At 53.0% G+C, this 13,436-nt stretch carries 10 protein-coding genes; 7 read left to right on the top strand and 3 right to left on the bottom strand.

Annotation, left to right across the window (positions count from 1 at the left end):
• Window positions 1–221 precede the first annotated feature (221 nt).
• The gene (locus VB712_RS09020; protein WP_323254231.1) at window positions 222–941 is read right to left on the bottom strand and encodes a metal ABC transporter ATP-binding protein; all 720 of its coding nucleotides are present in this window, start codon (window positions 939–941) and stop codon (window positions 222–224) included.
• 177 nt (window positions 942–1,118) lie between these two features.
• Between VB712_RS09020 and VB712_RS09025 the strand changes: the two genes are divergently transcribed.
• From VB712_RS09025 to VB712_RS09035, 3 genes are all read left to right on the top strand, one after another.
• The gene (locus VB712_RS09025) at window positions 1,119–2,162 is read left to right on the top strand and encodes a metal ABC transporter solute-binding protein, Zn/Mn family (RefSeq protein WP_323254232.1); all 1,044 of its coding nucleotides are present in this window, start codon (window positions 1,119–1,121) and stop codon (window positions 2,160–2,162) included.
• A 118-nt stretch (window positions 2,163–2,280) separates the two neighbouring features.
• The gene (gene trpA, locus VB712_RS09030) at window positions 2,281–3,075 is read left to right on the top strand and encodes a tryptophan synthase subunit alpha (RefSeq protein ID WP_323254233.1); all 795 of its coding nucleotides are present in this window, start codon (window positions 2,281–2,283) and stop codon (window positions 3,073–3,075) included.
• Window positions 3,076–4,527: a pyridoxal phosphate-dependent decarboxylase family protein gene (locus tag VB712_RS09035; protein WP_323254234.1), complete on the top strand. Its 1,452-nt coding sequence runs from the start codon at window positions 3,076–3,078 to the stop codon at window positions 4,525–4,527.
• 29 nt (window positions 4,528–4,556) lie between these two features.
• Here the strand turns inward: VB712_RS09035 and VB712_RS09040 are convergent, their stop codons facing one another.
• Window positions 4,557–5,021, bottom strand: a complete 465-nt coding sequence (locus VB712_RS09040; protein ID WP_323254235.1) for a photosystem I reaction center subunit XI — start codon at window positions 5,019–5,021, stop codon at window positions 4,557–4,559.
• A 362-nt stretch (window positions 5,022–5,383) separates the two neighbouring features.
• Between VB712_RS09040 and psbV the strand changes: the two genes are divergently transcribed.
• The 3 genes from psbV (at window position 5,384) to VB712_RS09055 (ending at window position 7,766) form a co-directional block, all read left to right on the top strand.
• A complete protein-coding gene (gene psbV, locus VB712_RS09045; RefSeq protein WP_323254236.1) occupies window positions 5,384–5,878 on the top strand; it encodes a photosystem II cytochrome c-550 in 495 nt (164 codons plus the stop codon).
• Between the two features lie 256 nt (window positions 5,879–6,134).
• Window positions 6,135–6,518: a plastocyanin gene (petE, locus tag VB712_RS09050; protein WP_323254237.1), complete on the top strand. Its 384-nt coding sequence runs from the start codon at window positions 6,135–6,137 to the stop codon at window positions 6,516–6,518.
• A 159-nt stretch (window positions 6,519–6,677) separates the two neighbouring features.
• Window positions 6,678–7,766, top strand: coding sequence for a hypothetical protein (locus tag VB712_RS09055; protein ID WP_323254238.1), 1,089 nt, complete (start codon window positions 6,678–6,680; stop codon window positions 7,764–7,766).
• A 209-nt stretch (window positions 7,767–7,975) separates the two neighbouring features.
• Here the strand turns inward: VB712_RS09055 and mfd are convergent, their stop codons facing one another.
• A complete protein-coding gene (mfd, locus tag VB712_RS09060; protein ID WP_323254239.1) occupies window positions 7,976–11,422 on the bottom strand; it encodes a transcription-repair coupling factor in 3,447 nt (1,148 codons plus the stop codon).
• Window positions 11,423–11,819: 397 nt separating this feature from the next.
• On the opposite strand from mfd, the gene VB712_RS09065 reads away from it, so the two are divergent.
• The gene (locus tag VB712_RS09065; RefSeq protein ID WP_323254240.1) at window positions 11,820–13,274 is read left to right on the top strand and encodes a methyl-accepting chemotaxis protein; all 1,455 of its coding nucleotides are present in this window, start codon (window positions 11,820–11,822) and stop codon (window positions 13,272–13,274) included.
• Window positions 13,275–13,436: the final 162 nt, after the last annotated feature.

The raw sequence follows: 13,436 nt of genomic DNA on the forward strand, positions 1-13,436 counted from the left end.
CGCTGAATTGCTGGGGCTTTCCGTAGGCTTTAAACTCTAGTACAATCATGGCTATATCCTAGCACACAATATAAGCCGCCCTGCAAGGACGGCGACTAAAGTCGCCCTGTCGTCTTTCATCCCCGCGCTAAAGCGACGGGGCTTTCAGACTCCCGCACTATTTTCGTAACGACTTTAGTCGTTATCCGCCTCGACCGTGAGATTCACCAAGATTCCACAAATTAGGCAGCCCGCAGGAAAAAACCCTTGCCATAGGCCCGCTCTAAGCAATCGGGACACATCACCTCTTTTTGCGTTCCAGAGGCGATCAAGGTTTGATTGAGCAAGAGAAATTGATCATAGTGGGCGAGGTGATTGCCCAGATCATGGCTAATCACCAACAGGGTTTTGCCCTCCGCCTTGAGTTGGGCAAAAATATCAAAGAGAACTCGTTCCGTTTGGGGATCAATGCCCGTAAAGGGTTCATCAAAAAAGAAAATATCTGCTTCTTGGGCTAAAGCACGGGCAATAAAAACCCGTTGCTGTTGCCCTCCGGAAAGTTCCCCGATGGGGTGGCGGCGATAGTCGGCCATGCCAACCCGTTCTAGGGCTTGATGGGCGATCGCCTTCCCCTGGGGTGACAAATCCCGCAACCAACCCGTTTGCCGCACCCGCCCCAACCGCACCACATTTTCCACGGTAATCGGATAGTCCCAATCAATGGCACTGCGTTGGGGGACATAGGCGACGCGGCGCAGATGTTGCCGCAAGGGGGTTTTATGCCAAAAAACTGCACCACTGCGCAGGGGAATCAAGCCCAGTAAAGCCTTAAGCATTGTACTTTTCCCCGCCCCATTGGGCCCCAATAGGTTCGTCACCTGGCCCGGATGCAACACAAAGGAAACATCTTGGAGGGCTAAGTGGTTGCGATAACTGGCGGTGAGGTGACAGACTTCGAGCATGGTCAGTGTGGGAGGGTCAGTGTGAGAATGACTATCATTAATATAACCCGTGGTTGTGGCACAATCCTGGTTAAGCTAAAGTGATAACGATTCTCATTCTAATTTATCATGCCTCTATTCGCCTCTAATCCCACCAAAACCCCCCTTTTGAAGGGGGGCAGGGGGGATCATCGTCCCTTGCTCGCACTGATCCCGCTGCTTTTAGCCAGTTGCACCGCCACCTCCCCCACAGCGGAACAATCCCCAACAACGGAAAAAGCTCAAGTCATCGTCTCCAGCGATATTTTGTGTAATCTCACCCGTGAATTAGCAGCAGCAACGGTTGATCTCACCTGCTTGATGGATGCGGATCAAGATCCCCATACCTATCAGGCAACGCCATCGGATCGACGGGCGATCGCCCAAGCTTCCCTCTTCCTCTACGACGGCTACAACCTTTCAGCGGGGACGGCGGGATTGGCAGAAAGTGCCGAGGCGGGGGTGAAAACGCTGGCGGTTTATGAGCAAGCTGTTCCCGATCCCATTTTGGCGATACATCGCCATGATCATGATGATCATGACCATGATGATCCTGATGATCATGATCATGACCATGATGATCCTGATGATCATGACCACGACCATGATGATCCCGATGATCATAATGATCACGACGATGACCCTGATGAGGAAAAAGTCCCCGATCCCCATGTTTGGCATGATGTTGAACACATCATCTCTGCTGTCGAGATCATCGCCACCGAACTGGCCACCGTTGCCCCGGATCATGCCGCAACCTATCAAGAAAATGCCGCCAATTTAACCGCCACGTTGAGCGCGTTGGATGATTGGATTGGCCAACAGATCGAAACCATTCCCGCCGGCCAGCGGGTCTTAGTCACCACCCATGGTGCGTTTAATTACTTTGTCGCTGCCTATGGCCTAGAGTCCAGCGCCGCCCTCCAGGGGGTGAGTACCGAAGAAACCCCCAGTGCGGCCACGGTGAAAGCCACCGTCGAAAAAATTCAAGCCACCCAAGTACCGACGATTTTCACGGAATTGACCGCCTCCAATCGGGCGATCGCCACTGTGGCGCGGGAAGCGGGCGTTACCATCGCTGAAACCCCCCTATTCACCGAAACCACCGGCACAGCGGGGAGCTATGTCGGGATGATGGCGGCCAATACCTGCGCGATCGTCGATGGATTGGGGGGCAATTGTACGCCTTTTGAGGCAGAGTAGGCAGCAGAGCCGCCGGAATTCGTGGCCTTGGCTCTGCCAAGGCACGAGGTTAATCAAATCCAGCGGCGATCGCATTTCTTGATAGAATCGAACTCTGGAAATCTATCCCCCTGCCTCCATGACCTCCGTTTCTGAATGCTTCCGCGCCCTCCGCGCCCAAGGTCAATGCGCCCTGATCCCCTTCATTACTGCCGGTGATCCGGACTTGGCTACGACGGGGGAGGCATTGAAAGTATTGGATGCAGCGGGAGCAGATTTGATTGAATTGGGTGTACCCTATTCCGATCCCCTCGCGGATGGCCCGACGATTCAAGCAGCAGCCACCCGCGCTTTAAAACAGGGTGTCACCCTTCAGGGCGTGCTGGATGTGGTGCGATCGCACCATCACCAAATCAAAGCCCCGATCATCCTCTTCACCTACTACAACCCCATTTATCATCGCGGCGTGGATGCCTTTATGGCCCAGATTGCCGATGCGGGGGTGAAGGGTTTGGTGATCCCCGATTTGCCCCTCGAAGAAGCGGACGGGGTGCTAGAAACTGCGAGTCAGTACGGCATTGAGGTGATCCTCCTCGTTGCCCCCACCAGCCCCCCAGCGCGGATCGCCGCCATTGCTGCCAAATCCCAAGGCTTTATTTATCTGGTCAGTGTTACCGGGGTAACGGGGGCGAGAACTCAGGTGGCCAGCCAAGTCCAGGATTTATTGCCCCAATTGCGGCAATATACGGATAAACCTGTTGGGGTGGGGTTTGGCGTATCTGATGGGGAGCAGGCGCGACAGTTGCGGGCTTGGGGAGCCGATGGCGTGATTGTGGGGAGTGCGATCGTCAAGCGGTTGGCGACGGGGGAACCGGCGGCGGCCTTAGGGGAGATCGGCGCATTTTGCCAAACGTTGAAAGCGGCGATCGCCTAAATGGAGCAACCCCTCCCCCAGATTCCCGCTGCCTTTATTGATCCCAGGGGTGGCAATGTTGCCGAAGTTCAGGCCCTACTCCAGGAGGGCCTAGATTTGCTGCTCAAACTGATGAGCGAGGCCACAGGGCGATCGCCCCTCCCTCCTTTAGAGTTGGATTTAAAGGCGATCGCCACCCTCCCCGCCGATCCCCAAACCGATTGGCTTTCTAATCTTGAATCCCTCTGTCACGCCTCCATGAACGCCGCCCATCCCGGCTACATGGGCCACATGGATTCCTTGCCCACAACGGTTTCAATCATCGGCGATCTCCTCGTGGCGGCGTTGAACAATAACCTCCTTTCTGTGGAAATGTCGCCGGTTTTTTCCCGGCTGGAGGCGTTGCTCTTGGCAGAAGTAGCGGGTTTATTTAGCCTTGGCCCCCAAGGGGGGGGATTGCTCACCAGCGGCGGCACATTGGCGAATTTAGCGGCCCTCACCGCTGCCCGTAATCGTGCTTTTCCCGATGCTTTAACCAAGGGAATGATGGGCATGGGGCGGCCCGTGATCCTCGCTTCGGAGTTAGTGCATACCTCGATCCACAAGGCCGCGATGATTTTAGGGTTGGGAACTGAGGCGGTGATTGCCCTCAAAACCGATGAGCGGGGGCAGGTGGATTTAAACGATCTTCAGAACCAACTGAAAACCGCCCGCGCCCAAGGGCAAACCCCCTTCGCCCTGGTGGGGATTGCCGGAACGACGGTGACAGGGAATATTGATCCGTTAGGGGCGATGGGGGCGATCGCCCATGATCACGGCCTTTGGTTCCATATTGATGCCGCCTATGGGGGGGCGTTAGTTTTCTCCGAAGCCCAAAAGCATCGTCTGGAAGGAATTGAGCAAGCCGATTCGATCACGTTCAACCCGCAAAAATGGCTCTATGTGGCCAAAACCTGCGCCATGGTGCTGTTTCGGGCCTTTGATCGCCTCCCGGAACAGATCCAAATCCCCGCCCCCTATATGGATCACGCCCCCGACTGCCCCAATTTGGGAGAAATCTCGATCCAGGGAACGCGCCACGCCGATATTCTCAAACTTTGGTTATCGTTTCAACATTTGGGGCGATCGGCCTATGGGGCCTTAATTGACCGCAGCTATGATCTCACGGGCTACTTTTTAGATCACATCGCCCAACGACCGGATTTAACCCTGGCCACAATCCCGGATATGAATATCCTTTGTTTTCGCGCCACCCCCGCCCATCTACCCCCCACGGCTTGGGATGATTGGAACCGCCAACTTCAGCAATTTTTAACCGCTCAGGGGGATTTTTTCCTGTCCCTACCCCGCTATCAGGGCAATTTATGGCTCAAGGCGGTGTTATTGAATCCCTATACAGAGCGATCGCACCTTGACCACCTCTTTGCCCAAATCGATCAATTCACCACCCAGAACAAAAAGCCCCACTCCTAGGGGAATGGGGCATGAGCAGGGGGCTAACCTTAGAAGAGGCCGAGAACGCCTAAGCCAATGGTCAGGAGGTAGGCCACAAAAGCCCCACCAGAGCCGCCCACAAAAAAGCCTTTTTTGAAATCCTTCCAACCCGCTGCGGTGCTGAAGCATTCGGGAGGATTGGGGGTGGTGAAGGTGGCAATGGGTTTGCCCACACCGACGCGGCTATAGAGGCCAAGGCAGATTGTCAAGATCAAGACCAAGCCCAGCGTCGAAATCAAACCTACCCCCAAGGCTTGAGCCGTATCCCGCAACGGCCCCAACACCGTAAAGGGGCCATAGAGCAAATAACCATGGGCCATGCCCACTTCTAGGCCACGGCGTTTCGCCACCAGGCCGGGGCGATAGGCGGGAAGGTTATTAATCCAAGCCCGGACTAGGCCCGAGGAATTGATCGGCGTTGCCAGATTCCCCACTTGAGGATCACCGCCGGAACTCACGAATTGTAATGCCATGAAACACTCCTCTCTCTAGAGATGCAAAGTTTTTGCGCAATTGGGGAAAAACCCCCATGGTTAACAAACCACAATGTTGCCCATTATCGCTATATTTGCCGAGGATGGGACGCTGATGCGCTGAAATCGGTTGTTCATCGCCCTCAGGATCGAGGTTCTTCTCTGCTAGCGTCCCTTTGCGTCTTATAATCTATTGAAATTGCGTCATGGATGGGGCCACAGTTCCCTTGAGCCATCATCGGCGGGAGTGAGTTCGGTTACTCCCTTTGGTGAGGAGCGATCGCCCCGATCCTCGACCAACCTGCTGTATTGCTGAATCAATATTTTAAGACATGGATCACAAATCACTTTGGAGGAGAATGATGCGTCCTGTGAGATTAATCTTAGTGGCGATCGCCACCCTAGTTTTTAGCTGGCAACTGGCTGCGGCCCCAGCGGCTGCCGTTGATGTGGATGAAGCCTATCGGCTGATCAAAATTAACCCAGCCGGCGAAACAGCAGTGATCAGCAATGCTGATCTCGAACATGGTAAACGCCTCTTTAACGACACCTGCTCCCAATGTCACATGGCAGGCCGCACCAAAACCAACCCCAACATTACCCTCCGTTTAGAAGACCTCGAAGGGGCTGAACCCCCATTGGATAACGTGGCGGCTTTGGTGGACTATGCCAACAGCCCCACCAGCTACGACGGGGAACTCGATCTCAGTGATTTGCACCCCAGCACGAAACGAGCCGACCTCTGGCCGGAAATGCGCAGCTACACCCAAGATGATCTCCGGGATATTGCCGGTTACATTTTGGTGCAACCCAAGCTCCAAGGCTATATGTGGGGCGGTGGTAAAACCGTGAACTAGGGGATTTATGCCCTCATCCCCCTACCCCTTCTCCCAAAAAGGGAGAAGGGGAGCCAGATTCAAAGTCCCTCTCCCAAGTTGGGAGAGGGATTTAAGGCGAGGGGGGAGAGGGTCAATGGACAAAACCAAGGGGCATGATCCCCTTGGTTTTTCGCTGTTTGGGAAAAAGGGGGCGAATTTCGACGGCTTGTCTTGGTTTTCGCGGCGTGGCGTTATAGAATCGAGTACAGCAAAATTCGACGACCCGTAGAACCCCATGTTAAAAAAATTAGGTTTAATGCTTTCCGCTGTGCTGTTGGCGATCGCCTCCTTCGCCCTCACCGCTCAACCTGCCAACGCCGCCGAATACACCATTAAAATGGGTGCAGACAGTGGCCTGCTTAAGTTTGAACCCAGTGAACTGACGATCAGTACTGGGGACACCGTTAAGTTCCTGATGAATAAACTCGGCCCCCATAATGCTGTTTTTGATAAAGGCCCCGATGGCGCAGACTTAACCAAACTTTCAAAAAGTCAACTGCTGTTCTCCCCTGGTGAATCCTACACCGCTGATTTCGCAGGTGCGCCAGCAGGCGAATATGACTACTATTGCCAGCCCCACCGTGGCGCAGGCATGATTGCTAAAATCATCGTCGAATAATCCCAAGCCTTGTTAGAACTCCCAACTTTGGGAAAAATCCTGTCCTGAAAAGGGCAGGATTTTTCGATCCTTAGGGGCCAATGGAAGCAACTGCCCATCAGCGGCACGGTTGAGGGCGGGATCGGTTTGAATGGGTAATTATTGCTTTCCTTGGGTTCTATGCGATATTGGTTTGCCTTGCTCCTTGCCCTCAGCCTTTGGGTCATCACTCCAGCCCCTGCCTTTGCCGCAACGGTGACGCGGGAGGCGGCCATTGAGGTAATTAACGACCTCGAAGCCCGTGAGGTGATTACGCCACCCGTGGCCGCCCGCCAACGCCGTTACTATCAAACCCATGCCGATCCCGGTCTTTGGTCAAAATTGCGGGGGGTGGTGACATTTGCCAACGTGATTTGGGCGATCGCCTCTGTCCTCCTCCTCCTCGCCCTCGCCTGGTTGGGGGGAATTTATCTGATTGCCCTCCTCGCTCTCATTCCCCTTGTCGCCTATGAAGCCCTGGCCTATCTGATCTCAGGGGCGGCCATGGTTTTAAGTCCGGGGGAATTTGGCGCGTTGCCCGGTTGTTTGGGTTTAGCCGGTTGCCTCGCTTGGACGCACGGGGCGCACGAAAAAAGCTTAGAACCCCGCTACCAAAAACTCCGCCTCGATCCCTGGATGGTTTGCACATTCTTACTGACCCTCGCTTGGGGAGCCTGTGCCATTGGGCAAGAGAGCCAGGTTTTAGGCTTTATCACCGTGATCATGCTGGAGGCGTTTTTAGGGTTTGCGATCGCCTTTCTCCCCGGCCGCTATACCCTCGGTTTCACCTCAAAAACCGCCCTTCCCCGCGCTGTTTTCACCTCTTTTGCCCTGATCTGCTTCTATGTCCCACTCCATCAAAGCTGGTGGGTGATTCCCTTTGCCCCCCTGTTTCAGCCGGGGGTGTTATTTGTTGGCACATTTGTTTATTTTATTGGCCTACTGATTTGGTCTTCGCGATGGTATGGCCACAGTCGCCCCTGGGTTTATGTTGTCCTCCAAGGCTTAACGATTTTCTCTGGATTAGCAGCAGTATATGGGGGCGGAATCTTGCAAATTCAACAGTTTCAAGCAATCGGCGGCACATTTTTCGTGTTGTATTTATTAGAAAAATATGCCGAAATTCCTTGGCAAAAAGAATGGGCCGCTTGGGGTTTATTGGGGTTAGCCCTCTTATTGGGGGGCATTGCTTGGCTAATGCGAACCTATCCCCAATATTTCCTAATTTAATGCCGTGCCTGCTGCCTTTGGCACTGGTCTCTTAAAGTTGAATAACTGGTTTTTCGTTCACTGAAGCCCTTGTGCAGAAGACTTTTCAGAAATCATCCTACTCTAACAAGCCAGTGCCTTGCAGTGGTTCCGCCCCGTCGGGGATTGAAATCCCCACCTCATCAGAATTTTGTAGGGGCGAAAAATTTTTCGCCCTCCCCACTGAGAGATTAACGTGCTAATAAACCAGCTTGGATCGTACCGAGCCAATCGATTAAATTACTCAATTGTTGCTCCGGTTTTAATACCCCCAGCCCTCGCACCGTTACTTTTTTGGGAGCATAGACAAAGCGCGATCGCAAGTGTTGGGGGAGATGTTCAATTAAGAGCCGCCAAGCCGGTTCCTCCATCGGTGTTTCTAACACAATATGTTGGGGGCCATCAGGTTTGATGCGGGAAAAACCGAGGGATTTGGCGATTTGTTTGAGCTTCACCACTTGGATTAACTGTAAAGCCGGTTGGGGGATAGAACCGTAGCGATCGCCCCAAGCCTCTTCAATTTGTAACAATTCCCGCTCCGAAAGCGAGGAGGACACCGCCCGATAGGCCGCCATTTTTTGCTCCAGATCGGGGATATAGTCCGCCGGAATAAAGGCCGTGAGTTTGAGGTCGATCTGAGTATCCTCCACCTTGGGGATTTCCTGACCCCGTACCTCTTGGAGAGCCTCCTGCAACATTGACATATAGAGATCAAAACCAATCTCCAACATCTGCCCCGATTGTTCCGCCCCTAAAATATTGCCCACACCGCGAATTTCCATATCTCGCGTTGCCAACTGATACCCCGAACCCAATTGGGTAAATTCTTGAATGGCCCGCAGTCGTTTTTGAGCCGGTTCTGACAGAGATTGAGTCGCCGGATAAAGTAGCCAAGCATGGGCTTGCACCCCAGAACGCCCCACCCGCCCCCGCAATTGATACAACTGCGATAGCCCAAACCGTTGGGCATCTTCAATAATGATCGTGTTCACACGGGGAATATCTAAACCCGATTCAACAATCGTTGTACAGACAAGAATATCCGCCTCGCCATTGTTAAAGGCGAGCATTGTTGTTTCTAATTCCCCCTCTTCCATTTGGCCATGGGCGATCGCCACTCGCGCACTGGGTAACATCGTCTCCAACTGAGCCGAAACGGTTTCAATCCCCTCCACACGGGGAACCACATAAAACACCTGGCCACCGCGATCTAATTCATTACGGATCGCGGTGCGGATCACATCGGGATTGTAGGGGGAAAGGTGGGTTTGAATGGGCCGGCGCGAAGGGGGAGGCGTGGTGATCAGGCTCATTTCTCGAATGCCAGAGAGGGACATATAGAGCGTGCGGGGGATCGGTGTAGCGGTGAGTGTTAACACATCTACCTGAGTTTTTAACGCCTTAATTTTCTCCTTTTGATTCACCCCAAACCGCTGCTCTTCATCAATCACCAACAGCCCCAAATCGCGAAACTCGACCCCCTTACCTAAAATTTGTTGGGTTCCCACAATCACATCCAATTCGCCGGTTTTGAGTCGTTGGAGGAGTTCTTTCCGTTCCGATGCGGTGCGAAAGCGATTTAACAGGCCGATTTGAATGGGGTAGGGGGCAAAGCGTTCTTTGAGTGTGTGGTAATGTTGTTGGGTGAGGATGGTGGTGGGGGCGAGGAAAGCCACTTGCTTATTCCCCGCTGTAATCGCTTTAAAAATCGCCCGGATCGCCACCTCAGTTTTCCCAAAACCCACATCCCCACAAACGAGGCGATCCATGGGGCGATCGCTCTCCAAATCCCTTTTCACATCCTGGGTCGCCTTGAGTTGATCCGGCGTGGGTTGGTAGGGGAAAGAATCCTCAAGTTCCGCCTGCCAGGGTTCATCGGGGGGATAGGCAAAGCCGGTTTGTTGCGATCGCTTCGCATACAATGCCAACAAATCCACCGCCACCTTTTGAATCGCCTTTTGTACCCGTGCTTTGGTACGTTCCCAGGTTTTCCCCGCCATTTTGTTCAATTCTGGCGGCCGTTTTCCGGTTTGTTGGAAGCGTGACAAACTATCGACGGAATCAGCGGGGACGCGCAAAATGCCATCATCATATTTAATCGCTAAATAATCCCGCCCTTCTAAGGTTTCCAACTGCAAAAACTTACCAATCCCATGGTTGCGATGCACCACATAGTTACCGGGGGAAAGTTTATTGAGATCAACTTGTTTAGAAGCAGCGCGGCGGCGTTTGCGGATATAGGTGGGGCTGGCCAAACTATGCTGGCCAAAAAATTCCCGGTCTGTGACCACCACAATCCGATAGGTGGGCAGAATAAACCCCTCTAATTCCGCCAAACCGGAATATTTCAAACCCACAGCGCAATGCTGTTGGTGCGATCGCTCAATGGCGGGATAATCCTTCGGATTGGGGATAAATTGGGCGTTGCAGTCGTGTTCCTGAAGGAGGGAAACCGTGCGGGAGGGTTGGGCAGAAATCAGCCATTGGTGATAGTTTTGCAGGTTCAAACCGCTGGACACCTCCCGTTGACCCCGGAGAATTTCAGCCAGTTTGGGGAATTGGTGGGGGGTGGTGGGGATGGGACGGCTGGATAGATTAATCCCTTGGCCTTCAATCACCAATTCTGAGAGTAAAACCGTGGTGAATTCTGTCGTGATCGCGCTTTGAATCGTGGCAAAATCCTGATGCAAAGGGGGCAGGGATGGCTGGGCCTGCCATTGCACCGTGACATATTCCACCCAGCGGCTACAGTGGGCGCGGCATTGCTCCGGCTCATCAATGACAACGAGGGTATGAGCGGGGAGGTAATGGAGGAGATTGGCGGGTTCAGGATAGGCCAAGCCCAAATAGCGGCGTAGGCCGGCGGGCCATTCCCCCGCTGCGAGGGCGGCTTGTTCCGTTTCAGAAAGTTCTGCACAATCCTGAAGGGCGGCGGCTAGGAGGGGGGTGAAGGAGGTGGGGGTGAGCAGGCAGGTTTGAATCGTATCGAGCGATCGCTGGGTTGCCGGGTCAAATTCCCGCATTCGCTCAATGTCATCCCCATACCATTCCAACCGCAGGGGCAATTCTGTCGATACCGGGAAAATATCCACCAAATCGCCGCGACGGCTCCATTGCCCCTCACTTTCCACCAAGGCCACCCGCTCATACCCCAAACTGGCCAGGTGTCGATCCAAATCCTGGGGGGCGATGGTCATGCCGGTGCGGAGTTCCCGCAGTTGGGTTCCTAGGGCATCTGGGGGGGGGAGATGGGGCTGTAAACCGCGCTCGGTGGTGACGATCGCCCCTTTAAAATCGGGATTGCGTACCTGCTCACTGAGGATCGCCAACTGGCCCCAGACCATTTCTGATTCTGGTTCGAGGGCTTCATAGGGGGAGGCCTCGGAGGTGGGATAAAAGCGCACCGGCTCCCAACCCATCACTTCCAACTGGGCGGCCCAGCGGCCCGCTTCTTCGAGGGTGGGGCAGACCACCAACAAGGGCCGCTCTAGCTGTTGGGCGATCGCACTACTGACTAAACCCTTGGGGAGTCGTGCCACGCCCGTGAGGTGCAGCGGGGCAGCATGGTTAAGTTTTTGGATGAAATCCTGGGTCAAGGGCGAGCGGGAAAGCGATCGCACCACGGAAGAAAGAGCCATAGCCAACAAGGAAAAGCAGCGGTCAGTTGTTCCATCATACGCTGAATCTCGAAAGCCGGGGTCTTGGCCCCATCCGGATTGAGGGGAACGGAGCAGAATAAAATAATTTGGAGAGCGCCCTTACCAGCAGAAATGACGGCTTTTACCGATCACATCCAGCGCAACACTGAGTATAGTCACTCAGTTGAGGGACAGACTAAAGTTTGCACAATGAACCACAACTGTACCTCATCGTCAAGGCAAAGGCTGTATGCTGCAATGGTTTGGGAAAAGATGCAGTGATCTGTGGTTGGATTTGCAGTTTGGGTCAGCATTTTTTGATGGTATGCCTTCAATAGCGTTTTCTTAAATACAAATTTCACGGCATTCGTTCAATCTTTTGGAGTTACTTGGAGTTATGTTGAAAACGTGGAAATTTCGCCAAAAAATTCTCTTGGGGTATGCTTTGCCAATTATGGCATTGTTTGGGGCTTCAGGCTTTGGGTGGGTCACGGCTCAAAATATTTTACAAGCATTCAAAACCATTGAACAAGCTGAAGCAATTCTCGACAAATCTAATGACATTGAAGTTGCGAATATGGAGATGATCAAAACAGTGCGAGGCTATCTTATCTCTCCAGAAAATAGTTATTTACAGGAATATGAGCAAGCAAAGCAAGATTTTGAAGTGACGATGAACATGATTCGCAATGATTTTGAATTAACCACAAACCAGCAAGAACACTTGAAGGAAATTGAACGATATACCGATGAATATCAAGAATTGGCAGACCAGATGATTGCCCTGAAGCAGGCGGGAGAGACGGAACAGGTTTTAAGTTTATTTCGTCTTGATTCGGGGCGACAATTAAGTAAACGCTTTACCGAATTAGATCAGGAATTCGAGGCGGAAATTCGCAGTTTAATCTCGGAATATCAACGGGGAGCAACGGGAATTTTAAACCTGTTGATTATGGGGTTGTTGATCAGTGCTTTGGTGTTGGGTACGGTGGCGATCGCCCTTTCCCTGTGGATTACCAATAATGTCAGCCGTACCATTCAGCAGGCCACCCAGGCGATCGCCGCCTCCTCCAATGAAATTGCCGCCACCACGGAACAGCAGGAACGCACCGCCAGCCAGCAGGCCGCTTCGGTGAATGAAACCACCACCACGATGGATGAATTGGGGGCCTCCTCCCAACAATCCGCCCACCAAGCGGAACAGGCCACCCTCACCGCTCAAGATGTGCGCCAATTGGCGGATCAGGGTAATCAATCCGCTGCCCAAACCTTAAGGGAAATGCAGGCACTGCGGGAACAGGTGGGGGCGATCGCCATCCAAATTAGCAAACTCAATGATAAGGCTAATCAAATTGGTAGTATTTCCCAATTGGTGAGCGATATTGCCAACCAAACGAATTTATTAGCCCTCAATGCAGCGGTGGAAGCGGTGCGGGCGGGGGAGCAGGGGAAAGGGTTTAATGTGGTGGCGACGGAAATTCGCAAACTGGCAGATCAAAGTAAACAATCTGCTTCCCAAATCAATACCCTGGTTGCCGATATTCAAAACGCCGCTAACTCGACGGTGATTGTCACCCACACCGGCACGCAAACTGTGGAAAGTAGTATTACTATCACTCAAGCAACGGCAAATACATTTGTGCAAGTAGCGGAAGCAATTAATCAAATTGTGATGAATAATCAGCAGATTTCTTTAAATGTTAAACAACAGGCGATCGCCACCCAACAGGTTGCCGATGCCATGCTAACACTGAACAAGGGCGTACAGGAAACCGCCGCCGGAATTCGCCAAACGCAGGTAGGCACGCGGCAGTTAAATCAAGCGGCATTGGATTTGCAAGCTTTGGTTTAGGGGCAGGGGATTGTTGGGGTGTGCCGTAGGGAGAGTAATGGTATTGGGCAGTCGGCAGGGGCTTCTAGGGTATTTTATGCAGTGTTGGGTTTTCCGTCTCTAATCAGTCGGGGGTTTGCTCAATCCACTGTCGAACTTGAAGGGATGCGCCCTCTGCGTTTC

This window comes from Spirulina sp. CCNP1310, assembly GCF_034932185.1.
Classification (GTDB): Bacteria; Cyanobacteriota; Cyanobacteriia; order Cyanobacteriales; family Spirulinaceae; genus Spirulina.